Annotated in this window: 26 protein-coding genes; 15 read left to right on the forward strand and 11 right to left on the reverse strand. The window is 63.9% G+C overall.

The genetic code is table 11. From position 1 onward, the window contains the following. Positions 1-231: 231 nt before the first annotated feature. The 3 genes from NKH35_RS22950 to NKH35_RS22960 form a co-directional block, all read right to left on the reverse strand. Positions 232-780, reverse strand: a complete 549-nt coding sequence (locus tag NKH35_RS22950) for a DUF1254 domain-containing protein (protein ID WP_023702197.1) — start codon at positions 778-780, stop codon at positions 232-234. Beyond that, positions 773-1,357, reverse strand: a complete 585-nt coding sequence (locus NKH35_RS22955; RefSeq protein WP_023670163.1) for a DUF1214 domain-containing protein — start codon at positions 1,355-1,357, stop codon at positions 773-775. Before NKH35_RS22955 ends, NKH35_RS22950 begins: the two co-directional genes overlap by 8 nt. 73 nt (positions 1,358-1,430) lie before the next feature. Beyond that, the gene (locus NKH35_RS22960) at positions 1,431-3,590 is read right to left on the reverse strand and encodes a transglycosylase domain-containing protein (protein WP_023687235.1); all 2,160 of its coding nucleotides are present in this window, start codon (positions 3,588-3,590) and stop codon (positions 1,431-1,433) included. A 127-nt stretch (positions 3,591-3,717) separates the two neighbouring features. Between NKH35_RS22960 and NKH35_RS22965 the strand changes: the two genes are divergently transcribed. After that, complete coding sequence (locus NKH35_RS22965) at positions 3,718-4,023, forward strand: glycine cleavage T C-terminal barrel domain-containing protein (RefSeq protein WP_023727644.1); 306 nt, start codon at positions 3,718-3,720, stop codon at positions 4,021-4,023. Then, the gene (locus tag NKH35_RS22970) at positions 4,005-5,558 is read left to right on the forward strand and encodes a trimethylamine methyltransferase family protein (protein ID WP_031355725.1); all 1,554 of its coding nucleotides are present in this window, start codon (positions 4,005-4,007) and stop codon (positions 5,556-5,558) included. Before NKH35_RS22965 ends, NKH35_RS22970 begins: the two co-directional genes overlap by 19 nt. Before the next feature lie 12 nt (positions 5,559-5,570). Here NKH35_RS22970 and NKH35_RS22975 read toward each other — a convergent pair whose 3' ends face one another. The 3 genes from NKH35_RS22975 to NKH35_RS22985 form a co-directional block, all read right to left on the reverse strand. Then, positions 5,571-5,735, reverse strand: a complete 165-nt coding sequence (locus NKH35_RS22975; RefSeq protein ID WP_023698576.1) for a hypothetical protein — start codon at positions 5,733-5,735, stop codon at positions 5,571-5,573. A 136-nt stretch (positions 5,736-5,871) separates the two neighbouring features. After that, complete coding sequence (gene groL, locus NKH35_RS22980) at positions 5,872-7,500, reverse strand: chaperonin GroEL (RefSeq protein WP_023684537.1); 1,629 nt, start codon at positions 7,498-7,500, stop codon at positions 5,872-5,874. Between the two features lie 64 nt (positions 7,501-7,564). Next, complete coding sequence (locus NKH35_RS22985; RefSeq protein ID WP_023698577.1) at positions 7,565-7,927, reverse strand: co-chaperone GroES; 363 nt, start codon at positions 7,925-7,927, stop codon at positions 7,565-7,567. Between the two features lie 248 nt (positions 7,928-8,175). Here NKH35_RS22985 and NKH35_RS22990 point away from each other — a divergent pair, with 248 nt between their 5' ends. Both NKH35_RS22990 and NKH35_RS22995 read left to right on the forward strand, forming a co-directional pair. Then, entirely contained in the window at positions 8,176-8,448 is a 273-nt protein-coding gene (locus NKH35_RS22990; protein WP_023698578.1) for a hypothetical protein, read from the forward strand. Further along, complete coding sequence (locus NKH35_RS22995; protein WP_023698579.1) at positions 8,445-8,711, forward strand: DUF1488 family protein; 267 nt, start codon at positions 8,445-8,447, stop codon at positions 8,709-8,711. The genes NKH35_RS22990 and NKH35_RS22995 overlap by 4 nt, the downstream gene beginning before the upstream one ends. 42 nt (positions 8,712-8,753) lie before the next feature. On the opposite strand, the gene NKH35_RS23000 is transcribed toward NKH35_RS22995, so the two are convergent. Together NKH35_RS23000 and NKH35_RS23005 are read right to left on the reverse strand one after the other, a co-directional pair. Beyond that, positions 8,754-8,945: a hypothetical protein gene (locus NKH35_RS23000; protein WP_023670171.1), complete on the reverse strand. Its 192-nt coding sequence runs from the start codon at positions 8,943-8,945 to the stop codon at positions 8,754-8,756. Positions 8,946-8,952: 7 nt separating this feature from the next. After that, complete coding sequence (locus tag NKH35_RS23005) at positions 8,953-9,162, reverse strand: hypothetical protein (protein WP_023698580.1); 210 nt, start codon at positions 9,160-9,162, stop codon at positions 8,953-8,955. Positions 9,163-9,379: 217 nt separating this feature from the next. Between NKH35_RS23005 and NKH35_RS23010 the strand changes: the two genes are divergently transcribed. Then, positions 9,380-9,787 (forward strand): DUF3168 domain-containing protein, encoded by a 408-nt coding sequence (locus NKH35_RS23010; RefSeq protein WP_023670173.1) that lies wholly within the window; start codon positions 9,380-9,382, stop codon positions 9,785-9,787. Between the two features lie 6 nt (positions 9,788-9,793). Here the strand turns inward: NKH35_RS23010 and NKH35_RS23015 are convergent, their stop codons facing one another. After that, positions 9,794-10,180 (reverse strand): ester cyclase, encoded by a 387-nt coding sequence (locus NKH35_RS23015; protein WP_023684533.1) that lies wholly within the window; start codon positions 10,178-10,180, stop codon positions 9,794-9,796. Between the two features lie 279 nt (positions 10,181-10,459). Here NKH35_RS23015 and NKH35_RS23020 point away from each other — a divergent pair, with 279 nt between their 5' ends. The 8 genes from NKH35_RS23020 (at position 10,460) to NKH35_RS23055 (ending at position 17,612) form a co-directional block, all read left to right on the forward strand. Next, complete coding sequence (locus NKH35_RS23020) at positions 10,460-10,720, forward strand: hypothetical protein (protein ID WP_023670174.1); 261 nt, start codon at positions 10,460-10,462, stop codon at positions 10,718-10,720. Positions 10,721-10,802: 82 nt separating this feature from the next. Next, positions 10,803-11,468 (forward strand): response regulator transcription factor, encoded by a 666-nt coding sequence (locus NKH35_RS23025; RefSeq protein ID WP_023670175.1) that lies wholly within the window; start codon positions 10,803-10,805, stop codon positions 11,466-11,468. Continuing rightward, a complete protein-coding gene (locus NKH35_RS23030; protein ID WP_023747490.1) occupies positions 11,452-12,870 on the forward strand; it encodes an ATP-binding protein in 1,419 nt (472 codons plus the stop codon). The genes NKH35_RS23025 and NKH35_RS23030 overlap by 17 nt, the downstream gene beginning before the upstream one ends. Before the next feature lie 174 nt (positions 12,871-13,044). Continuing rightward, positions 13,045-13,488: an RT0821/Lpp0805 family surface protein gene (locus tag NKH35_RS23035; protein ID WP_023687241.1), complete on the forward strand. Its 444-nt coding sequence runs from the start codon at positions 13,045-13,047 to the stop codon at positions 13,486-13,488. A gap of 85 nt (positions 13,489-13,573) precedes the next feature. After that, entirely contained in the window at positions 13,574-14,713 is a 1,140-nt protein-coding gene (ccmI, locus tag NKH35_RS23040) for a c-type cytochrome biogenesis protein CcmI (RefSeq protein ID WP_352916549.1), read from the forward strand. 3 nt (positions 14,714-14,716) lie between these two features. Then, positions 14,717-15,160, forward strand: a complete 444-nt coding sequence (gene ccmE / locus NKH35_RS23045) for a cytochrome c maturation protein CcmE (RefSeq protein ID WP_023670179.1) — start codon at positions 14,717-14,719, stop codon at positions 15,158-15,160. Beyond that, on the forward strand, positions 15,160-17,151 hold the full coding sequence (locus NKH35_RS23050; RefSeq protein WP_023684529.1) for a heme lyase CcmF/NrfE family subunit: 1,992 nt from the start codon (positions 15,160-15,162) through the stop codon (positions 17,149-17,151). The genes ccmE and NKH35_RS23050 overlap by 1 nt, the downstream gene beginning before the upstream one ends. After that, entirely contained in the window at positions 17,148-17,612 is a 465-nt protein-coding gene (locus NKH35_RS23055; RefSeq protein ID WP_023670181.1) for a cytochrome c-type biogenesis protein, read from the forward strand. Before NKH35_RS23050 ends, NKH35_RS23055 begins: the two co-directional genes overlap by 4 nt. On the opposite strand, the gene NKH35_RS23060 is transcribed toward NKH35_RS23055, so the two are convergent. Both NKH35_RS23060 and NKH35_RS23065 read right to left on the reverse strand, forming a co-directional pair. Further along, positions 17,609-17,917: a type II toxin-antitoxin system RelE/ParE family toxin gene (locus NKH35_RS23060; RefSeq protein ID WP_023670182.1), complete on the reverse strand. Its 309-nt coding sequence runs from the start codon at positions 17,915-17,917 to the stop codon at positions 17,609-17,611. The genes NKH35_RS23055 and NKH35_RS23060 overlap by 4 nt on opposite strands. Further along, positions 17,914-18,183, reverse strand: coding sequence for a CopG family ribbon-helix-helix protein (locus tag NKH35_RS23065; RefSeq protein ID WP_023684527.1), 270 nt, complete (start codon positions 18,181-18,183; stop codon positions 17,914-17,916). Before NKH35_RS23065 ends, NKH35_RS23060 begins: the two co-directional genes overlap by 4 nt. 191 nt (positions 18,184-18,374) lie before the next feature. Here NKH35_RS23065 and NKH35_RS23070 point away from each other — a divergent pair, with 191 nt between their 5' ends. Beyond that, positions 18,375-19,928: a Do family serine endopeptidase gene (locus NKH35_RS23070; RefSeq protein ID WP_023752740.1), complete on the forward strand. Its 1,554-nt coding sequence runs from the start codon at positions 18,375-18,377 to the stop codon at positions 19,926-19,928. Between the two features lie 254 nt (positions 19,929-20,182). Beyond that, positions 20,183-20,857 carry a response regulator transcription factor gene (locus NKH35_RS23075; RefSeq protein WP_023670185.1) on the forward strand — a complete coding sequence of 225 codons (675 nt, stop codon included), beginning with the start codon at positions 20,183-20,185 and terminating at the stop codon, positions 20,855-20,857. Positions 20,858-20,890: the final 33 nt, after the last annotated feature.

Raw genomic sequence — 20,890 nt, forward strand, 5'->3', positions numbered from 1 at the left:
GGCAACCGAGAGGAATACGCGAACCATGGGCATGGTACTGTCTTTCGTGCCGCGATCGGCACCAGTCAATCGAGCAGTTCAGGACACCGGTACGCCGGCGGCGGTGATCATTTTTCCCGGCGTCCGCTACGAGCATCCGCCATTGGCAGGCCAGGCGCGACCGGCGGACCAGCCGGGCACACCACGGACGCCTGTTCCGCACCACTGAATTTGCTGGTCGTCGGGGTGAGGTCAGTAGTCCTGCAGTTCGCAGGAGCTCTGGTCCAGGAACTGCGACACAACCGGCTTCCAGCTGTCGTCAGGCACCAAGGCGCGGATGACGAAGATGCCTTCCTCGATCGGCGCCTCGACGAAGATCGCCCCTTGCAGGTCTTCGGGAAGCTCCCTGCGCACGTCGATCATCTGTGCCGGCGTCAGCACCACGGTGTCCAGCTTGTTGCCGGTCGCCGTGCGGTCGTTGAATGAATAGAAATTGTGGCCGTTGCGGTCATAGACCGACACCGACCAGAACGGCACGCTGCCCGGCGCCTTGATCCGCACCACGCCTTCGGCAAGGTCGAAGCGGCAGGCGGCGGCGTAAAACAGCGGATCCACCGACTTCACCACCGGCGCGCCGCCCGCCTCGGCATCCAGCCTGGTCATCTTGTAGAGGTCGGACGCCATCGCCAGCCGTGACCAGGCATCGCGCTCGGTAAATTCCGGCACCAGCAAAAGCACCACGATGTGGACGATGCCGGCGCCGAGCAGGCCGAGCAGGATGGCGTGCAGCAACCTACGCATTGCAGCCAGCCTTGACGATCCGGGGCAGCGACACGTCGGAAAGGCCGGTGCTTGAGGCAATCGGCGTGTCGTAGAAGGTGAGCACGAAATACATCCGGCCAAAACCTTCGGTCAGAAGCCAGTTGCCGGGGGCCGGACGGTTGCCGACGGCGATGATCACCGAATTGTCGGGCTGACGCAGCACCTGGTAGGATTGCAGCGCCGCCAGCCTCGGCTTGCCGGTGTCGACCACGCCGAGCGATTGATCCGCGGCATAGAGCGTCCAGAACCGGGCGGTCGGGAAACTGCCTTCGATCCTGTAGTCGCATTGCCGCTGAAGCTCATCGCCGGCCGCATCGCGTTCGGCGATGAAGGACAAGCCTTCCGCCTTGCCGAGCGCCAGCACGCCCTCGCGCGCCACGCGCGCCTTCGAATAGGGGTCGGCATCTTGCGTGCCGATCTCGGGGAAGGCGGTCCATTGGCCGATGCTGATCGCGCCGACGCCGCTCTGCGCCTGCAGCGCATACCAGACGCTGCCGCCGCCGAGGCCGATGGCTATGGCAAGCGAAAGCAGCGTGAAAAAGGCGGTCTTGAGCATGAAGAACCGGGACGAGAGAATTATCGTTCGGGGATATAGCGGGGCAGGCCACAGAGCAAGCAGCGCTGTGGAATCAAAGCGCCGACAGGGTCTCCGGTGTCTGCGGCGAGCCGAGCACGGGCGCTGTCTGGAACACCTTGGTCATCTCGCGCAGCGTCTGTGTCGTGCGGCTGGACAACACCGCCGGGCGCTCGGCCGCGGCATCGGCGGCTGCCTGATCGGCGTTTTTCTTCTCCGCTTCCTCGGCTTTGGCCGCGATCTCTTCGTCGACGAAGGGCTTGTCTAGGCCGGGGATCGGCTTCAGGTCGATATTCTGGTGCGCGTAGACCATCAGCCGCTGCCACACCATCGCCGGCAGCGTGCCGCCGGTCATGTTGCGGGTCGGGGTGAAGTCGTCATTGCCGAGCCAGACGGCAGCCGTGTAATTGCCGGTGAAGCCGACGAACCAGGCGTCGCGGTAGGATTGCGTCGTCCCCGTCTTGCCAGCGACGACGATGTTGGGCAGCTGCGCGCGCCGCGCGGTGCCGATCGCCGGCACCGCAGCCAGCATGGTGTTCATGTATTTCAAAGCCTGTTCCGACAGAACCCGATGCGGCGCCGGCGCATCCTTGGCAAAGTCGTAGACGACATCGCCGGTGCGGGTGACGAGCTGGGTGATGCCGTGCCGCGAGCCGGCGAAGCCGTTCTGCGCGAACACGCTGTAGCCCGTCGCCTGGTCCATGACCGTCATGCCCGATGTGCCGAGCACCATGGTCTTGTGCGACTCCAGCGGCGATTCCACGCCGAATGATTCGGCCATCGCCTTGATCGGGCCGATGCCGAGATAGTCCTTGGCCAGCCGTACCGGCACGGTGTTGATCGATTTGGCGATCGCCGTGATCAGCGTCACATTGCCGGCCGAGCCGCCATTGTAATTGTGCGGTGACCAGCCGCCCCAGCTGATCGGCCCGCCTGAGACGACGGAGTCCGGGGTGAACCCGTGCTCCATGGCGGTGGCGTAGACGTAAGGTTTGAACGAGGAGCCGGTCTGGCGCAGCGCCTTGGTGGCGCGGTTGAACTGGCTTGCGCCATAGTCGCGGCCGCCGACAATGGCGCGTACCGCGCCATTGGTCTCGATCACTACAACGGCGCCCTCGGTGACGTTGTATTCCTTGCCGAACTGGCGGAGATGGAATTCGACGGATTCCTCCGCCGCTTTCTGGATGTTGGCGTCGAAAGTGGTGTGGGCGACCAGCGAATGCTGGCCGGGCTTGGCGATTTTCTTGACCTCATCGAAGGCCCAGTCGAGGTAATAATCCGGGCTCTTCTGCTCGCCGCGGTCGACGATCTCGGCTGGATGCAGCCTTGCCTGCAGCACCTGGCCTTCGGTCATGAAACCGGAATCGACGAGGTTCGACAGCACCACATTGGCGCGAGCGCGGGCAGCGGGCAGGTTGATGTGCGGGGCGTATTTGGTCGGCGCCTTGAACAGGCCGGCCAGCATCGCCGCCTCGGCGAGGTTCAGATCCTTGACGCTCTTGCCGAAATAGAAATCCGCCGCCGCCTCGATGCCGAACGTGCCGCCGCCCATATAGGCGCGGTCGAGATAGAGCTGCAGGATCTCCTTCTTCGACAGATTGGCCTCCAGCCACAGCGACAGGAAGGCTTCCTTGATCTTGCGCTGGAAGGTACGCTCATTCGACAGGAACAGGTTCTTGGCCAGCTGCTGGGTGATGCTGGAGCCGCCCTGGACGACGGAATTGGCCCGCACATTCTCGAAGATGGCGCGCGACAGGCCGAGCACGTCGATGCCGTAGTGCTCGAAGAAGCGCCGGTCCTCGGTCGCCAGCACCGCTTTGATGACATGGTCCGGCATCTCGTCGACAGGCACGGAATCGCGCTGGATGATGCCGCGCTGGCCAATCTCGTTGCCGTAGCGGTCGAGGAAGGTGACGGCGAAATCGCCCTGACTGCGCCAGTCGCCGGTGGTGATCTGGAAGGCCGGCATCGCGAGTGCGAGCAGCACGACGACGCCGCCGGCGCCCATCGTAAAACCTTCGCTCAGCACCTCGATGATGCCGCGTCGCCAGCCGGTGACTCGGAAGCGCCGCGAAAAAATGGTTGCCGATTCCCAGAACTGGCCGGCCTTGAAGCCGATTTCGTAGAGCGAGGAATCGATCCACGCGTCCACCGCCAGCAGTGCGGCGGCGATCGGACCTCTTCGTCTTGGACGTCGTTCTAAAGGACTGGCCATTCCCGAAACTCACCCAACCCACCTGAGAACCGCAAGCGGGCAATTTCAGGGCGGGCATACCCGGCGAAGACTATTCTTCCATTTCAGCCCGGCTCACAAGGGCAGCCAGGCCACACCGCACGGTTTGTTGAGCGCCGCCCGGATCGTGACGCTGGAGGTCGACGCCGTCGATGCCGACGCCAGTGGCTTCGAGCCAGTCTGGCACAAGGGCCGGCGCGTCGGCTTCGTCGCCTCAGCCGGCTATGGCTACACAATAGGCAAAAGCGTCGCGCTGACGTTGCTGGGCGACGAATTCGCCGGGGAGGGGACCGCGCTTTGGGTGCACATTGTCGGCGTCGAGCGGCCGGCGCGAATTATTCCGGCCTCGCCATACGACCCCGAGGGCAGGCGATGCGGCAATGAGGAGTTTTGGCCATGGTCGATGACATTATAAGGGAGACCAGGCGCGAGCGCCGGCGCGGGCACACCGGTGAGGCCGGCAGCGGGTCAAGCCGCCACCCGAACTATCGCTCGCTCAAAAACCCGTTCCTGCCGCAGCCGGTGTTTTCGGACGACCAGGTCGCGGCCATCCACGGCACGGCGTTGCGCGTGCTGGAAGAGCTCGGCATCAAGGTGCTGCCGCCGGAGGCACGGGCGATCTACGCCAAAGCCGGTGCGCTGGTCGATGAGGACAGCCAGATGGTGCGCATCGGCCGCGATATCGTCACCGCCGCACTGGCCTCGGCGCCGAAATCCATCCGGGCGCTGGCGGGCAACCGTAGCCGCGATCTCATGCTGGAGCTCGGCTCGATGACGTTCCTCGCCGGGGCCGGGGCGCCCAACGTCACCGATCTCGAACGCGGACGGCGTCCGGGCACGCTCGCCGCTTTCGAAGAACTGACCAAGCTTGTTCAGAATTTCGATGTGCTGCATATGCTCGGCCCCTGGATCGAGCCGCAGGATGTCGACAACCATTTGCGCCACTATGCCGTCAACCGTGCGCAGCTGACCCTGTCGGACAAGTTTCCCTTCGTCTTCGCCCGTGGCACGCCGCAGGTCGAGGACGGGTTCGAGATGATCCGGTTGGCGCGCGGCCTCTCGCAGGACGAGTTCCTTGCCGGCGTCCATTGCTATACCGTCATCAACACCAATTCGCCGCGCCAGCTCGATATCCCGATGGCGCAGGGCATCATCGACTTCGCCAAGGCCGGCCAGGTGTCCATCATCACGCCCTTCTGCCTGGCCGGCGCCATGGCGCCGATCACCGTCGCCGGCGCATTGACGCTGCAGCATGCCGAGGCGCTGGCTGGTCTCGCGCTGGCGCAGATGGTGCGGCCGGGCGCACCGGTGGTTTACGGATCCTTCTCCTCCAATGTCGACATGAAGTCCGGCGCACCGGCCTTCGGCACGCCCGAGCACGTCAAGGCGACGCTGGGCGCCGGCCAGCTGGCGCGCTTCACCGGCCTGCCTTGGCGGTCCGGCGGCGGCAGTGCGGCCAACATTTCCGATGTGCAGGCGGCGCACGAGACGCAGTTCGCGCTGTGGGGCTCGGTGCTTGCCGGCGCCACCGTCTGCATCCATGCCGCGGGCTGGCTGGAGGGTGGCCTCAGCGTCTCCTACGAGAAGCTGATCACCGATATCGAGGCATTGCAGACGGTTGCCGAACTCTGCGCTAGGACCCCCGGCGACGAGGATTCTATCGGCTTCGAGGCGATCGCCGAAGTCCAGCCGGGCGGGCATTTCTTCTCCGCCGGCCACACCATGACGCGCTACCGCACCGCCTTCTACGAGCCGCTGGTCGCCGACTGGTCGAATTTCGGCAGCTGGACGCAGTCCGGTTCGAAGTCGGCCACCGAGCGCGCCACCGGCATCTGGAAGCGGACGCTGGCCGAGTTCCAGCCGCCGGCGTCGGCCGTTGCCACATCCGATGTGCTCGACGAGTTCATTGCCCGCCGCACCGAAGAGGGCGGAGCGTTGCCGATGTCGTGAGGTTGGCAGCCGTCACATCGGCCGCTTGTCGCCGGTCTTCGACGGCTCGCGGCCAATCGGCCCGGCATCGGCCTGCGTGTGCTTGTCGGCGGCGATCCGGCGGATGCGATCGAAGCGGCTCTCCTCCGCCGGCTTGGTCGCGGATACAGCGTTTGGCTTCGGGGCAAATGTGATCATCTGTCGATCTCCCTGTCGTTGCTGACTGGTCTTGACTGACTGACGGAAATTCCTGGCTCGCCGGGGAAATGTCCCCGGCAGCCTGTTCTGATTTATGCCCGCCCAGATTCCCAGGCGGGCAATTTTCGGGCGATGGTCAGTAGCCGCCCATGCCGCCACCGCCGCCCGCAGGCGCCGCATCCTTGGCCGGAACGTCGGTGATCATCGCTTCGGCGGTGATCAGAAGCGCTGCAATCGAGCCGGCATCCTGCAGTGCGGTGCGCACCACTTTCGCCGGATCGACGATGCCCGCCTTGATCATGTCGACATAGACCTCGTTCTGGGCATCAAAGCCCTGATTGTGGTCCTTGCTGTCGGACAGCCTGCCGACGACGATCGAGCCTTCGACACCGGAATTCTCGGCGATCTGGCGGATCGGCGCTTCGAGTGCCCTGAGCACGATCGAAATGCCTGCCGTCACATCGTCATTGGCGCCAGTCAGCCCGGCCAGCGCCGATCTGGCGCGCAGAAGCGCCACGCCACCGCCGGGCACGATGCCTTCTTCCACCGCCGCGCGCGTCGCATTCAGCGCGTCGTCGATGCGGTCCTTCTTTTCCTTCACTTCAGACTCGGTGACGCCGCCGACGCGGATCACGGCGACGCCGCCGGCGAGCTTGGCCAGCCGCTCCTGCAGCTTCTCCTTATCGTAATCGGACGTGGTCTCCTCGATCTGGCCCTTGATCTGCGCGATGCGCGCCTGGATGGTCGCCTTGGTGCCGGCGCCGTCGATGATCGTGGTGGTGTCCTTCTCGATCAGTACGCGCTTGGCGCGGCCAAGCATCTCGATGGTGACGTTTTCGAGCTTGATGCCGAGATCCTCGGAAATCATCTGGCCCGATGTCAGCACGGCGATGTCTTCCAGCATCGCCTTGCGGCGATCGCCGAAGCCCGGCGCCTTGACGGCCGCGACCTTGAGGCCGCCGCGCAGCTTGTTGACGACCAGCGTCGCCAGTGCTTCGCCTTCGACGTCTTCCGAGATGATCAGCAACGGCCTGCCGCTCTGCACCACTGCTTCGAGGATCGGCAGCATCGCCTGCAGATTGCCGAGCTTCTTCTCGTGGATGAGCACGTAAGGCTCTTCCAGTTCGACGCGCATCTTGTCGGCATTGGTGACGAAATAGGGTGAGAGATAGCCGCGGTCGAACTGCATGCCTTCGACGACGTCGAGTTCGGTGTCGGCGGTCTTGGCCTCCTCGACGGTGATGACGCCGTCATTGCCGACCTTGTCCATCGCCTTGGCGATCATGGCGCCGACGCTGGCATCGCCATTGGCGGCGATGGTGCCGACCTGCGCGATCTCGGCCGACGACTTGACCTTCTTGGCCTTCGCCTTGATGTCCTTGACCACGGCGGCGACAGCCTGGTCGATGCCACGCTTGAGGTCCATCGGGTTCATGCCCGCGGCAACCAGCTTGGCGCCTTCGCGCAGGATCGATGCGGCCAGCACCGTGGCGGTGGTGGTGCCGTCACCGGCGAGGTCGTTGGTCTTCGAAGCCACTTCGCGCACCATCTGCGCGCCCATGTTCTCGAACTTGTCAGCAAGCTCGATTTCCTTGGCCACCGTCACACCGTCCTTGGTGATGCGCGGCGCGCCATAGGCCTTGTCGATGATGACGTTGCGGCCCTTGGGGCCGAGCGTGACCTTCACCGCATTGGTGAGGATCTCGACGCCGCGCAGCATGCGGTCGCGCGCGTCGGTGGCGAATTTGATTTCCTTGGCAGACATTTTTTTCAATCCCGTTGGTGTGGTGAAGCAAGCGGCTCGCCGGAGCCTGGCAAAGCCAGGCCGGTCAGGCAGCCTTCTTGGCTTTGACGCTCTTCTCGGTGACGACCGTCCCGCTCTTGCCGATAGCGGCCGTCTCGCTCTTGTCGATGACGCCCATAATGTCGGCTTCCTTCATGATCAGCAGGTCCTCGCCGTCGATCTTGACCTCGGTGCCCGACCATTTGCCGAACAGGATGAAGTCGCCGGCCTTGACGTCGAGCGGAACAAGCGCGCCGTTTTCGTCGCGTGCGCCCGGCCCAACGGCGATGACTTCGCCTTCCTGCGGCTTTTCCTTGGCATTGTCGGGAATGATGATGCCGCCCTTGGATTTGACATCGCCTTCGGCGCGCCGGATGACGACGCGGTCGTGGAGTGGCCGAAACTTCATGAGAACTTCTTTCTGGGGCCGGCATAGGCGACCGCGCCGTTCTTATAGGCGTGTTGGCACTCGATAGATAGGAGTGCCAAAAATTATTCGTGGCCAAAATTAAATATTAAAAAGTATTATGATGTCTGCAGGGTTCGAAACGTCGCGAGGCGCCTAGATATTTCGAAAAATTGAATTTCGAGGCCAAAGCGACTATTTATATCGTAAGTTCGATTTCACAATTTCAGGCACGAGGAGAGATTTAGGCGATGGCCGAAGGCAATCAGAGCATCATGGAAAAAGCTGAAGCCCGCTTCATGGACAAGCAGAAGAAGACGGCCGAGCGCAACAAGGCAACCTCCGACTACATGTCCGAAGCGAGGGCCAGGGAGATCAAGACGGCAAGGCTCAGGGAATTGCGCCTGGCCAAGGAAGAGGCCGACCGCGTCGCGGAAGCCTTGAACCCCACACCGAAGAAGAAGCGGGCGACAGTGGCGACAGTCAAGAAAGCCGCCGCCGCGCCGAAGGGGGGCACGTCATGAGCCTGACATTCCCCAATCCAAGTCGCTTCTATGACGAGGCCGGCAAGCGCATCCGCTTTGTCGGCCATGACGGCATGTTCCAGATTTCCTTCTCCGTCGCAGCCGATGCCCTCTCGAAGGTGCCATCAGGGACGGCGACCGCGGAAGCCACCTATCTGGCGGCCTTCGACACCGCGTCCAGCTCCATCCATGACATTGCCAGCAAGGCCTACGCCCGCACCCGCAAGAGCATATATGTGCTCACAGCCGCGGATTTCGGCTAGCGCGCGTTCGTCTTGCATCAGGGCGGCTGAGATCAGCGTGCGTCAGGACTTGCGGTCGGCTTTTGCCCGCCGCTTGACGTCCCGGCTGTTCAGGCGGTCGGCCATCGCTTCCGCATCCCGCAAATTCATGGCCACCATTACCTGTTGCTTAAGCTCGACAGGCTGGCCGGTGAAGATGTCGAAGATAGTCCAGCTCTCGGGCTCGTCCATGCGCAACGCGTAGCGGTTTGCCATATCGGCATCAGGCCCTTGACATGAAAAATGCCGCCGCCATGATCAGGATTGTCCAGGCCACCACCGACAGCTTCAAGGCCAGGCCGCCATGCATTGAAAGTATCTCGCGCATGCGCAGGGCCACGGTGCTCTTCGACAGGGCGGGTGCTGCCGCAATCGCGACCGGGGGCTTGACGCCGAGCTTTCCAAAAGCCGGCAGCAGCGGTGGCGTTCGCATGAAATGACCTCGAATTGCCGGAGAAAACAGGGCTCCTCATAACACCCTTCTTGAAACTCCCCGCATGCCAAATAGAACCCGGTCCGTGAAAGGGCCATGCCGCCCGATTCGCCGCCTTCCATCAGGCGGATCGTCATCTGGCGAAATCCGTGCAACGCGGTTAGGTTGCGCGCGAAACTGAGGTTGTTCAAAGCGTGACAGGCGAACGGAGACGACGATGACGGCGCCCGGCGATTTGCTGCAAGCCTTGTTCATGAGATTGAAGAGCGATGCCTCGCTGACGGCGCTGCTCGGCGGCGCCGGGTTGCGCGAGCAGGCGGCCGACAGTGCCGCCTTCCCTTATGTGACCTATGGCAGGACCAGCGCATTCGATCTGGACACCGGCGCCGACAATGATGACGACCAGCTCATCACGCTGCATGTCTGGTCGAAGGCGCAAGGCGAGGCCGAGACGCGTCTGATCATGGACAGCATCCGGGCGCGCCTTGACGGCGCCGCTTTCGCCACCGGCTCGCGCGACCAGACCCGCCTGTCCCTGGAGTTCGCCGAGGCCCGCTACGACGAGGACCTGGCGCTCTACCACGGGGTGCTGCGGATACGCGCTCTCACCGAGCAAAGTGATTGAAGCAACCTAGATTTGCGCCTGAATCTCGGCCTTGTCGATGACTGACCACACCTCGCGGATGCGACCCTCTCCGAATTCGTAGAAAACATTCTCAGCGAACGACACGCGCTTGCCGTTCACCGGCAGGCCGAACAGCACGCCCTTGGGATGACAGTCGAAATGCAGGCGCGCCGCCACGCGCGGCGGCTGGCAGACCAGCAGTTCGATGTTGAAGCGGAGGTCGGGAATCGCCTCGAAATCGCCTTCGAGCATACGGCGATAACCCGACAGGCCGAGCATTTCGCCATTGTGCTGCACCTCGTCGCCGACAAAGTCTCCAAGTTTCGCCCAGTCCTGGGCATTCAGGCAAGCGATATAGCCCCGGTAAAGGTCGGCAAGGTCTTTATCCGTCATGGCGCCCTCCGATGATTTGGCGTTTCCCGCGCTATTTAGGGCGGCCTTCAGAATGGTCTCGCCTTGACCTGTTCCCAATCTGGCTGCGAATTGAGAACCTGCGCGCAAAAACCATAGCCGCGCAGCCGGTTTTCCGGTTATGAATCCATTGCCCGGTCTGAGGGACTGGGCGGTAGGATCGCATTCATTCGTTGCGCGCGCAGGGGGTATTGCGGGGATGGATTTTCACCCGTTCACCGTTCATTTCACGTTCAGCACAGTTGCGTTACAACGCCGACCATGAAAACGCTTCGCTCTCATGTCAGAACCGCGATACTGGCGCTCACAGCGGCCGGCCTGTTGGCGTCGCAAGCGACGCCGGCAGCCGCGGCGGATTGCTACGCGATCGGCCAGCAGGTTGCCGAGCAGAATGGCGGCACGCTGGCCAAGGCTTCGCAGACGACGCGTGGCGGCCAGGAGGTCTGCGTCATCGTCGTGCTTGTGCCGGGCAAGGACGGCCAGCGTCCGCGCCGTTCCGAGATCGTCGTCCCGGCGAACTGATCCAATCTTCCCTCTTGCAGGGCTCGTTTCCCAGACCACCGGAATCGGCCTATAGCTGACACATCAACAGGCCTGACCGATCATGCGCGTACTCGTCGTAGAAGATGACAAGGATCTCAACCGGCAGCTGGCCGACGCGCTGGTCGATGCCGGCTATGTCGTCGACCGCTCCTATGACGGCGAGGAGGGGCATTTCCTCGGCGACACGGAGCCCTACGATGCCGTCGTGCTCGACATCGGCCTGCCGCAGATGGACGGCATCAGCGTCGTCGAGCGCTGGCGCCGCAACGGCCGCAAGATGCCGGTGCTGATCCTGACAGCGCGCGACCGCTGGAGCGACAAGGTGTCGGGCATCGATGCCGGCGCCGACGACTATGTCACCAAGCCGTTCCACATCGAGGAGGTGCTGGCCAGGGTGAGGGCGCTGATCCGCCGCGCCGCCGGCCATGCCTCGTCCGAGCTCACTTGCGGGCCGCTGCGCCTCGACACCAAGGCCTCCAAGGCCGATGTCAACGGCGTGCCGCTGAAGCTGACCTCGCATGAGTTCCGCCTGCTGGCCTATCTGATGCACCATATGGGCGAGGTGGTGTCGCGCACCGAGCTGGTCGAGCATCTTTACGACCAGGATTTCGACCGCGATTCCAACACCATCGAGGTCTTTGTCGGCCGGCTGCGCAAGAAGATGGGCATCGACATGATCGAAACCGTGCGCGGCATGGGCTATCGCATGCGTGAGCCGGAGGCGTAAGGCGGAACCGCTCCCCATACCAGCAAGGAAGCCTTTTTCGGCGCGGCTCTGGCCGCGCTCGCTGGCCTTCCGCGTCATCGGCTTTTCCACGATCTGGGCGATCCTCACCCTGATCGTCATCTTCACTCTGATCACCACGCTCTACCGCCAGGCCAGCGAGCGCGGCTTCGACAGCCTGCTGTCGGCGCATCTGTTCAATCTGATCGGCTCGGTCGGCGTTTCCGAATCCGGCCAGCTCACCGGTGCTCCCGACCTTGGCGACCTGCGCTTCTCGGAGCCGAATTCGGGCTGGTACTGGTCGGTGGAGCCGGCTTCCGAAGGTGTGCACGGCAACCTTCATTCGTCCTCGATGACCACGACGATCCCGTCGCCGACCGTCGCCGAGGTGCCGTTCAATTCGAGCTTCCAGCGCAGCTACTCCACCGACGGTATCGGCGACGAGCAGCTCGAAGTGTTCGAGAGCGAATTCGTGCTCGATGCCAAGAACCGCGCCGCGCGCTTCCGCGTGATGGGCAACAAGACCGAGCTCGAACAGGAGATCGCCACCTTCCAGGGCCGATTGCTGACCTATCTCAGCCTGTTCGGCGTCGGCATGATCGCCATCAATGCGATTGCTATCCTGCTCGGCCTCCAGCCCTTGCGCCGGGTTCGCAACGCGCTTGCCCAGGTGCGCGAAGGCACGGCGCAGCGGCTCGATGGCCGGTTTCCCGCCGAGATCGAGCCGCTCGCCAACGAGACCAATGCGCTGATCGAAAACAACAAGCGCATCGTCGAGCGCTCGCGTACGCAGGTCGGCAACCTTGCCCATTCGCTGAAGACGCCGCTCGCCGTGCTGATCAATGAGGGCCGGGCTCTCGGCGGCGCCAAGGGCCAGCTCATCGCCGACCAGGCGGCGTCGATGCAGAAACAGGTCGACCACTACCTGCAGCGGGCACGGGTCGCGGCGCAGCGCGACAGCGTCGTCTACCGCACGCCGGTGACGCCGCTGGTGCAGCGCATGGTGCGCGTGCTGCAAAAACTCAAGCCTGATGTCAGCCTGTCGCTTGTGTTGCCGGCGGCCGACATCGTCTTCGCCGGCGAGCGCGAGGATCTGGAGGAACTGCTCGGCAACCTTCTCGACAATGCGATGAAATGGGCGAAGAGCACTGTTGCCGTATCCGTCACGCCGGCCGCAGCCGGCCTGTTCGAGCTATCGATCGAGGATGACGGTCCCGGCATCCCCGAGGACAAGGCCCGCGATGTCTTGAAACGCGGCCGGCGCCTCGACGAGACAAAGCCGGGAACCGGGCTCGGACTTGCCATCGTTGCCGACCTCGTCAACGAGTATGGCGGGGCGCTGGCGCTGGAACGCTCCACGATGGGCGGGCTGAAGGCGGTTGTGCGCTTGCGGAGCTTGCAATGATGTACTGCCCAGGGCCAATCGACACGGCCGAATGCCTGTGTTATGGCGGCCCCTCGATTGCGCAAAAGCCGTTAAGAACGGCCAAATTTCCGACAAATATCAATAGTATGACGTCCTGACGCCCCCGATGACGCGGCCCCCAGCGCATCCCGTTCAAGAAAACCGGTTGTTGGCATGAAGATTCGCGTTGCGCTCGTTTCCGCACTGCTCGCTCTTTCCGGCTGCGGAACGCTGGGCAAGGGCAGTGGCCCGGATATCTCCATCACCAACCCGCCCGCGTCGCCTCCTTCAGGGGCCAAAGTCGCGACGACGATCATCTCGGCCATGGCCGGCGGGCTCGTCGGCGGATCGATCGGCAGCGGCCTGAACAGCACCGAGAAGCGCAAGGCGCTCGAGGCGGAATACAAGGCGCTCGAATATACGGCGAGCGGCCAGAAGGTGACGTGGAAGAGCGACAGTTCGGCTCATTCCGGCGAAGTCGTCGCGGCCCAGCCCTACCGCGTCGGCTCGCAGGATTGCCGCCAGTACACCCATACGGTGTTTACCGGCACGGCCGGCCAGACCGCGCGGGGCACCGCATGCCGCAACGCCGACGGCAGCTGGACGCCGCTGACCTGAACATTGGGCCGGGGCCGGAATCCCGTCAAAGCGTCGCAGCACCCTCATGTTGTGAGAGCAGGGCTCTCGCTCTATTGGAAGAACCATGCTGTTCTGGGTCATAGCCGCACTCCTCACGCTGGGCGCAAGCCTGGCGGTGCTGCTGCCGCTGACCAGCGGCGGCACGGACGCTCCGACCAGCAGCGACCATGACCTCGAAGTCTATCGCGATCAATTGGCCGAGCTCGAGCGTGACGCCGCGCGCGGCCTGATCCAGCCGGCGGAAGCCGAGGAGGCGCGCGCCGAAATCGCCCGCCGCGTCCTTCGGCTGGGAAATGCCGGCCAGGCCGATGCCGCGACGCTTCAGCAGCCGTCAAAGGCGGCCAGGCTGGTGGCGACATCAGCGGTGCTGATGGTCCCGCTGCTCAGCTGGGGCATGTACAGCCAGCTCGGCTCGCCCGATCTGCCGTCGCAGCCGCTTGCCGAACGGCTGGCCAAGAATCCGGCCGATAGTTCGGTCGATGAGTTGGTGGCGCGCGCCGAGGCCCATCTTGCCGCCAACCCTGGCGATGGACGCGGCTGGGACGTGCTCGCCCCGATCTATCTGCGCCTGCAGCGCTTTCCCGATGCCGTGACCGCCTATCGCAATGCCATCCGCCTCGATGGCGACACGGCTGCCCGCGAGGCCGGTCTCGGCGAAGCGATTGCCAATGCGGCCGGCGGCATCGTTTCGGCCGATGCGCAATCCGCTTTCGAACAGGCGCTAAAACTCGACCCGGCAAACGCGAAAGCCTCGTTCTATTTGGCGATGGCGCTGGCCCAGGAAGGCCGCATACCCGAGGCAACCACGGCTTGGCAGAAAATGCTCGATTCCCTGCCGCAGGATTCGCCATGGCGCGGAGCTGTCCAACAGGCACTGGCCGAGGCCGCCAACCGCAGCGTCGCGTCAGGAGAGCCCGCCAAAGGCCCCGACGCCGCAGCCGTCGATGCCGCCTCGTCGATGGCGCCGCGGGACAGGCAGGCCATGATCGAAACCATGGTCGCCGGCCTCGACGAAAAATTGCGGCAAAATCCGCGCGACACGGAAGGATGGATGCGGCTCATTCGTTCCTATGTTGTGCTGGGCAAGGCCGACCAGGCGCGGGACGCGCTGCATCGCGGTATTGCCGTGTTTGGCGCCGACAGTGAGGAAGCGAAGAAATTCACCGCCTTTGCCGCCTCGCTCGGCCTGACGGCGACGGAGTAGGACATGACGCGCAAGCAGAAGCGATTGTCGGTGATTGTCGGAGGTCTTGCCTTCCTCGGCGCCGCCACCGGGCTGACCTTCTATGCGTTGGGCCAGAAGGCCTCCTATTTCTATATGCCCGCCGATCTGACCACCGCCAGCTTGCAGCCGGGACAGCGCATCAGGCTCGGCGGCCTCGTCGAAAAGGGCACGGTCGTGCGCGGGCAGGGCGCGACGGTTGCGTTCTCGGTCACCGACACGCACAAATCGGTCAAGGTCAGCTATACCGGCATCCTGCCCGATCTGTTCCGCGAGGAGCAGGGCGTCATCACCGAAGGCAGCTTTGGCGCCGACGGCGTTTTCGTCGCCGACAGCGTGCTGGCCAAGCATGACGAGCGCTACATGCCCAAGGAAGTCGCTGACGGGCTGAAGGCCAAGGGCGTGTGGCAAGAGAGCAAGAGCCAGTAATGGTTGAGACCGGACACTTCGCGCTCGTCCTCGCCTTTGTGCTGTCGCTGGTGCAGACGCTGGTGCCGCTGATCGGCGCCCGTACCGGCAACCAGAGGCTGATGGCTGTCGGCGGTCCCGTCACGGTCACAGGCTTCGCGCTCACGGCGCTATCGTTCGCAGCACTCGCCGGCGCCTATGCAAGTTCCGATTTCTCGGTGGCGAGCGTGTGGGAAAACTCGCATTCGCTGCAGCCGCTGATCTACAAGATCACCGGAACCTGGGGCAATCACGAAGGCTCGATGCTGCTCTGGGTGCTGATCCTGACCTTCTTCGGTGCGCTGGTCGCTGTCTTCGGCTCCAACCTTCCGGCGACGCTGCGCGCCAATGTGCTGGCCGTGCAGGGGGCGATCGGCGCCACCTTCTTCCTGTTCATCCTGGCGACATCCAATCCGTTCACCCGGCTCAATCCGGCGCCGATCGAGGGCCGCGATCTCAACCCGGTCCTGCAGGATCTTGGCCTCGCCATCCATCCGCCGCTGCTCTATCTCGGCTATGTCGGGTTCTCTATCTGCTTTTCCTTCTCGGTCGCCGCCCTCATCGAAGGCCGCATCGATGCCTCCTGGGCGCGCTGGGTGCGGCCGTGGACGCTGGTCGCCTGGATGTTCCTCACCGGCGGCATCGCGATGGGCTCCTACTGGGCCTACTACGAGCTCGGCTGGGGCGGCTTCTGGTTCTGGGATCCGGTCGAAAACGCCTCCTTTATGCCGTGGCTGGCCGGCACGGCTCTTCTGCATTCGGCGATCGTCATGGAGAAGCGTTCGGCGCTCAAGATCTGGACGCTGCTGCTTGCCATCCTCACCTTCTCGCTGTCGCTGCTCGGCACCTTCCTGGTGCGCTCCGGCGTGCTGACCTCGGTGCATGCTTTCGCCACCGATCCGACCCGCGGCATCTTCATCCTGTGCATTTTGACGCTGTTCATCGGCGGCTCGCTGGCCCTGTTTGCGCTGCGCGCCTCGCGGCTGACGGCCGGCGGCCTGTTCCACCCGATCTCGCGCGAAGGCGCACTCGTCCTCAACAATCTGTTCCTGACCACGGCCACGGCCACCGTGCTGGTCGGCACGCTCTATCCGCTGGCGGTCGAAGCGCTTTCGGCCGGCAAGATCTCAGTCGGCGCCCCCTTCTTCAACCTGACATTCGGCCCGCTGATGGTGCCGCTGCTGGTCGTGGTTCCTTTCGGACCATTGCTCGCCTGGAAGCGCGGTGACCTCTATGCCGTCGCCCAGCGCTTGATGGCGGCTTTCGGCGCCGCTCTCCTGGCGATGCTGGTCACCGGGCTGTTCATCGACGGCGCGTCGGTGTTCGCCGCACTTGGTGTCGGCCTCGCCTGCTGGCTGGTCTGCGGCGCGCTCACCGACCTCGCCGTCAAGTCCGGCTTTGGCAATGTGTCGCACGCCATCATGCTGCGCCGTTTCGCCGGCCTGCCGCGTTCGGTGTTCGGCACTGCACTTGCCCATCTCGGCCTCGGGCTGACGACGCTCGGCATTGTCGGCACGCTGTGCTTCGGCACCGAAAGGATACTGTCGATGCATGCCGGCGAGAGCGTCGAACTCTCCGGCCACACGCTGCGTTTCGACGGCCTCTTCCCGGCGCAGGGTCCGAACTACAGCGAGCAGCGCGGCCGCTTTTCCCTGATCGGCGCCGATGGCGGCGTTTCAGCCGAAATCACCTCGGCCAAGCGCTTCTTTCCGGTGCGGCAGACGACGACGACCGAATCCGGCATCGAGACGATCGGCTTCAACCAGCTCTATCTGTCGCTGGGCGATGAAGGCACCGATGGATCCGTCGTGGTGCGCCTGTGGTGGAAGCCGCTGGTGACGCTGATCTGGGGCGGAGCTCTGGTGATGATGGCGGGAGCCGCAATGTCGCTGCTCGACCGTCGCCTGCGGGTTGGCGCACCCTCGCGCCGCCGCAAGCAGGCAGCCTCCATGCCGTCGGCAGGCGCGCCGTGAGCACCAGGTTCTCGTTGGCCTCGCTCACCCTGCTTCTGGCGCTGCTGTTTGCCGGCGCCGCGCAAGCGGTGAAACCGGACGAGGTTCTCACCGATCCGGCGCTCGAGGCGAGGGCGCGGCTCCTGTCGGAAGGCCTGCGCTGCATGGTCTGCCAGAACCAGTCCATCGACGAATCCGATGCAGACCTCGCCCGCGACCTGCGCATCCTGGTGCGCCAGCGCCTGGTTGCCGGCGATACCGACCAGCAGGTGATGGACTATATCGTGTCGCGCTACGGCGAGTTCGTGCTGTTGAAGCCGCGCTTCAGCCCGCGCAACGCCTTGCTTTGGGGCACGCCGGTGCTTCTGCTTCTAGTCGGCGGCATTTTCATTGTGCTGACCACACGCTCCCGCCGCTCGTTGGCAACCAAGGCGCTGAGCGCCGAGGAACAGGCGGCGCTGGACAAGATGCTGAGCGACTAGCTCGGCCATTCCTCCAAAGGCCAGTCCCGCGACGTGTGGATGGCGCGCAGGATAACAATGCTCTGACGGCCGGCGATCAGGCGCAATTCATAGGCAATGATGTAGGGCAGGCGGCCGATGGGCTTCTCATAAGTGCCTGTTACCCGGCCAGGTCGGCCCGTCGCCATATCACCAAGGCCCCGGCCCATTTCACGGATACGGTCCGCGAGGCGTCGGGCGGCGGCAGGATTGTCCTGAGCGATAAAGGCAACTTGCTGCGTGAGATCGTCCAGCGCTTCTCGCGACCAGGTGACGAACCGCTTCACGCCTTGCCTGCGCGCCTGGCTTTCGCTGCTTCGATCACCGCGTCGAGCTCCGCCATGGCGTCGTCGTGGGGCACGACACGGCCAGCCTCTGCGTCGGCCATGCCACGTTTTATGCCTTCGATGATATCCAGCTCGCGATCGACATAGGCTGAGACCGCCTCGGCGGCGAGGAACGATTTACTACGCCTGGTATCGGTAGCGATCTGCTCCAGCTTCAGCTTGGTCTCGGACGAGACTCGAATGGTCATGGTGGTGCTTGCTGTCATTGTGAAAGCCTTGTGCTGAGTTGTGTACACCATAGGGCAGCAGGCGAGCGCAACCAAGCGATTTGTGCGACCGCCCAACATTACAAAACTTTCATGCACCGGAAATGGCGCCGTAATGTGCGCCTCTCTATTTCTCTTGTCCGAGGATGCTCTGCCTGAGCCGCATCCAGTGAAAAGAGGATACGAGACCCATGACTATCGCCCCCAACCCATATTCCCGCACCCGCAAACGCCTGTTGGCCGCCGCCGCTTCGCTGGCCATTGCCGGCGGCATCGGTTTCGGCGCCGTTGCCACTGGTACAGCTCCCGTTCTGGCCGACGCCGTGCGGGTCGAAGCGCCCCAGGTGCCGGGCTTTGCCGATGTCGTCGAGCGCGTTTCGCCGGCCGTGGTCAGCGTCAAGGTCAAGGCCAAGATCGAGCCTGCCGCCGATGACGGCTCCGACCAGTCCGACGATCCGGACGGCATGAACAACCTGCCCGACAATCCGCAGCTGCGCCAGTTCTTCAAGCAATTCCGCGGCTTTGGTGATCAGAACGGCCATGACGGCGGCAATCGTCGCTTCAGCCACCGCGACCATAACAACGACCAGCCGCGTCCGGTGGCGCAGGGTTCTGGCTTCTTCATCTCCGATGATGGCTATCTCGTCACCAACAACCATGTCGTCGAGGAAGGCTCCGCCTTCACAGTGGTGATGAATGACGGCAAGGAGCTTGACGCCAAGCTGATCGGCACCGATCCGCGCACCGATCTGGCGGTGCTCAAGGTCGATGGCGTCGGCAAGTTCACCTATGTCGATTTCGCCGACGATTCCAAGGTTCGCGTCGGCGACTGGGTGGTGGCCGTCGGCAATCCGTTCGGCCTCGGCGGCACCGTCACCGCCGGCATCGTCTCGGCCCGTGGCCGTGATATCGGCGCCGGTCCCTATGATGACTTCATCCAGATAGACGCTTCGGTCAACCGCGGCAATTCGGGCGGCCCGACCTTCAACCTTAACGGCCAGGTCGTCGGCATCAACACCGCGATCTTCTCGCCGTCGGGCGGAAGCGTCGGCATCGCCTTCGACATTCCGGCCTCGACCGCCAAGCAGGTGGTGCAGGATCTGATGAAGAGCGGCTCGGTGCAGCGTGGCTGGCTCGGCGTCGAAATCCAGCCGGTTACATCGGACATCGCCGAATCACTGGGCCTGAAGTCGCAGAACGGGGCTCTGGTTTCGGGCGCCCAGGACGGTGGCCCCGGCAAGAAGGCCGGCATCACCGCCGGTGACGTGATCACCCAGGTCGAAGGCAAGGACGTCGCATCGCCGAAGGAACTGGCTCGTCTGATCGGCGCCTACCCACCCGGCAAGTCGGTCGACGTCACGGTGTGGCGCGACGGCAAGAGCCAGACCATCAAGGTCGATCTCGGCACGTTGCCATCCACTGACAAGCAGGCCTCGGCCGACCCGCAGCAGCCCGCGGCACCGGCAAAGCCCGCCGCGCTGGCCGATCTCGGCCTCACCGTCACCAAGTCGGAAAACGGCAAGGGCCTGGTGGTGACCGATGTCGATCCCGACAGCGATGCCGCCGACCGCGGCATCCAGCCCGGCGATGTCATCACCTCGGTCAATTCGACGGAGGTGAACGGCACCGAAGACGTCGCCAAGGCGATGGCCGATGCGGTCAAGTCCGGCCGCAAGGCGGTGCTGATGCAGATCACCCGCGACGATTCAAACCGCTTCGTCGCGCTGCCAGTCGCCAAAGGCTGACATCACACAGTTTCCAGTGCGGCGGTTTCAACACCCCCGAGCCGCCGCACGGGAAGCAAGGGGCCGAACGCGTTAGTCAGTCATCGTGTTCTGCCCCCGGCGGCAGCGGGCGCCCATCGCCCGCTGCCGCTCTAACAGCGAAGCATGTCGCCCAAAAGTGCACTGCGGTTTTGGCAAAACGACATGCTTGAACGAAAGCTTTTGCGCTCATGGCGGCCCCTCAATCTTCCGGCGAAATCGCGTATAACGGCTCTATGAAGATTCTCGTCATAGAAGACGATCGCGAGGCGGCCGACTATATGCAGAAGGCCTTTGCCGAGGCTGGGCACACCGCCCATGTCGCCGGCGACGGCGAAACCGGCTTTGCGCTGGCCGATGCCGGCGACTATGACGTGATGGTCGTCGACCGCATGATGCCACGCCGCGACGGGCTCTCCGTCATTGCCGGCCTGCGCTCGCGCGGCAACACCACGCCGGTGCTGATCCTGTCGGCGCTGGGCGAAGTCGATGACCGCGTCACCGGTCTGCGCGCCGGCGGGGACGACTATCTGACCAAGCCCTATGCCTTTTCCGAATTGCTCGCCCGCGTCGAGGTGCTGAACCGCCGCGCCAGCGCCAGGGAGGCCGAAACCGTCTACCGGGTCGGCGATCTCGAGCTTGACCGGCTGTCCCATTCGGTCAAGCGCGCGGCGCGCGAGATCACGCTGCAGCCGCGCGAATTCCGCCTGCTCGAATATCTGATGCGCCATGCCGGCCAGGTGGTGACGCGCACCATGCTGCTCGAAAATGTCTGGGACTATCATTTCGATCCGCAGACCAACGTGATCGACGTTCACGTCTCGCGCCTGCGTGGCAAGATCGAGAAGGGTTTCGACAAGCCGATCCTGCATACGGTTCGCGGCGCCGGCTATATGCTGAAGAGCGGCTAGAGCATGATCCCAAAAAGTAGGTACCGGTTTTTG

It is taken from the genome of Mesorhizobium sp. M1143 (assembly GCF_040318435.1).
In the GTDB taxonomy this organism is placed as follows: Bacteria; Pseudomonadota; Alphaproteobacteria; order Rhizobiales; family Rhizobiaceae; genus Mesorhizobium.